The organism is Clostridium frigoris (assembly GCF_018861865.1).
GTDB classification, from domain to species: domain Bacteria; phylum Bacillota; class Clostridia; order Clostridiales; family Clostridiaceae; genus Clostridium_AD; species Clostridium_AD frigoris.
This window is the reverse complement of sequence record NZ_JAHLDV010000118.1, coordinates 1-2,489: the sequence shown is the minus strand read 5'-3', so window position 1 is coordinate 2,489 and position 2,489 is coordinate 1. Positions and strand designations below refer to the sequence as shown.

Below are 2,489 nucleotides of genomic sequence, written 5' to 3'. Positions count from 1 at the left end.
TAGCTGCGGAAATAGATGTTACAGAAAGATTTCCTAGCGAAACTGTAGAAAAAATGGCTAAATACAATATGATGGGTATTCCAATTGCTACTAAATATGGTGGAGCTGGCGGAGATAATTTATCATATATTATGGCTGTTGAAGAATTATCAAAAGCATGTGCAACAACAGGAGTTATATTATCAGCTCATACATCGTTATGTGCTGGTCCAATAGATGCTTTTGGAACAGAAGATCAAAAAATGAAATATTTAGTACCACTTGCAAAAGGTGAAAAATTAGGAGCTTTTGGATTAACTGAACCTAATGCTGGTACAGACGCATCAGGACAACAGACTACAGCAACTTTAGATGGTGATAATTATATATTAAATGGTTCAAAAATATTTATCACAAATGGTGGAGTAGCAGATACATTTGTAGTTTTTGCTATGACAGATAAAACTAAGGGAACAAGAGGAATTACAGCTTTCATAGTTGAAAAAGAATTCCCTGGATTCTCAATTGGTAAACATGAAGATAAATTAGGAATAAGAGCATCATCAACAACTGAGCTTGTATTTGAGAACTGCAAGGTTCCAAAAGAAAACATGCTTGGAAAAGAAGGAAGAGGTTTCGGTATTGCAATGAAAACTCTTGATGGTGGAAGAATTGGAGTAGCTGCTCAAGCTCTAGGAATTGCTGAAGGAGCACTTGAAGAAGCTACTAAATATATGAAAGAAAGAAAACAATTTGGAAAACCACTTGCAGCATTCCAAGGACTTCAATGGATGGTTGCAGAACTTGATGTTAAAATTGAAGCTACTAAACTTATGGTATATAAGGCAGCATTTAACAAAGACAATGGTTTATCATATACAGTAGAAGCAGCTAGAGCAAAATTATTTGCTGCAGAAACCGCTATGGAAGTAACAACTAAAGCTGTTCAAATCTTCGGAGGATATGGATATACTAAAGAATATCCATTAGAAAGAATGATGAGAGATGCGAAGATTACTGAGATATATGAAGGAACTTCAGAAGTTCAGAAAATGGTTATAGCTGGAAATCTATTAAAGTAGGAGGAAATTAAATGAATATAGTAGTATGTTTAAAACAAGTTCCAGATACAAATGAAGTTAAAATAGATCCTAAAACAGGAACCCTTATAAGAGAAGGCGTTCCATCAATAATAAATCCAGATGATAAAAATGCATTAGAAGAATCATTAAGATTAAAAGATGAACATGGTGCGCACGTGACTGTAATTAGCATGGGACCACCTCAGGCAGAAAAAGCATTAAGAGAAGCTTTAGCTATGGGTGCTGATGAAGCAATACTAGTATCAGATCGTGCATTTGCAGGAGCAGATACTTTAGCTACATCTCATGCATTAGCTGCAACTTTAAAGAAATTAGACTACGATGTAGTATTCGCTGGAAGACAAGCAATTGACGGAGATACAGCGCAAGTTGGACCTGAAATTGCAGAGCATTTAAATCTTGCACAAATTACATACGTTGAAAAAGTTGATGTAATTAAGGGCGGATTAAAAGTTAGAAGAGCTTGGGAAGATGGATATGAAGATATAGAAGTTAAAACTCCTGTTCTTTTAACAGCTATAAAAGAATTAAATGAACCAAGATATATGGATATAAAGAACATTTTTGAAATGTTCCAAAGTAAAGAAGTAAAAGTTTGGAATGCAACAGATATTGGTGCAGACGTAACTCTTCTTGGACTTAAAGGTTCACCAACAAAGGTTAAAAAGTCAATGACTAAAGAACCTAAGGGAAAAGGCGAATTAATACAATTACCAGCAGATGAAGCTGCATTGTTTGTAGTTTCAAAATTAAAAGAAAATCACTTTATCTAAAATGTAGGAGGGAGCAATCAATGAATATAGCAGATTACAAAGGTGTATGGGTCTTCGCTGAGCAAAGAGACGGAGAACTTCAAAAAATTTCTTTCGAACTTTTAGGTAAGGGACGAGAAATCGCAGATAAATTAGGAGAAGAATTAACAGCAGTCTTACTTGGAGATAAAACAGATGATATGGTTAAGGAACTCGTAGCATTTGGAGCTGATAAAGTAATAGTAGCAAGTTCTCCATTACTTGGTCATTTTACAACTGATGCATATGCAAAAGTTATATGTGATTTAGCAACAGAGAGAAAACCAGAAATAATTTTCGTAGGAGCAACTTACCTAGGAAGAGATTTAGGACCAAGAATATCTGCAAGACTTTCAACAGGACTAACTGCTGATTGTACTTCATTAGATATAGATACAGAAAACAATAATTTAATGATGACAAGACCAGCATTTGGTGGAAATCTAATGGCTACTATAGTTTGTGGAGACCATAGACCACAAATGGCAACTATTAGACCAGGAGTTTTTGAAAAATTAGCTAGAGATGCATCAAGAACATGTCCAGTTGAAAAAGTTACTATAAATTTAAAAGAATCAGATATCAGAACTAAAACTGTTGACGTTGTAAAAGTTGC

3 protein-coding genes are annotated in these 2,489 nt (G+C 34.6%); all 3 read left to right on the top strand.

Features of this window, described 5'->3' with window-relative positions:
• The coding region (locus tag KPL37_RS19285; protein ID WP_216151692.1) for an acyl-CoA dehydrogenase at nucleotides 1-1,061 on the top strand (1,061 nt) is incomplete at its 5' end.
• Between the two features lie 11 nt (nucleotides 1,062-1,072).
• Complete coding sequence (locus KPL37_RS19280; RefSeq protein ID WP_216151691.1) at nucleotides 1,073-1,855, top strand: electron transfer flavoprotein subunit beta/FixA family protein; 783 nt, start codon at nucleotides 1,073-1,075, stop codon at nucleotides 1,853-1,855.
• A 20-nt stretch (nucleotides 1,856-1,875) separates the two neighbouring features.
• A partial coding sequence (locus KPL37_RS19275; protein ID WP_425514055.1) for an electron transfer flavoprotein subunit alpha/FixB family protein occupies nucleotides 1,876-2,489 on the top strand: 614 nt, incomplete at its 3' end.

What these genes read in the sequence shown, in the direction of transcription:
- KPL37_RS19280 (WP_216151691.1), top strand. Translation starts at nt 1,073, where the DNA reads ATGAATATAGTAGTATGTTTAAAACAAGTTCCAGATACAAATGAAGTT.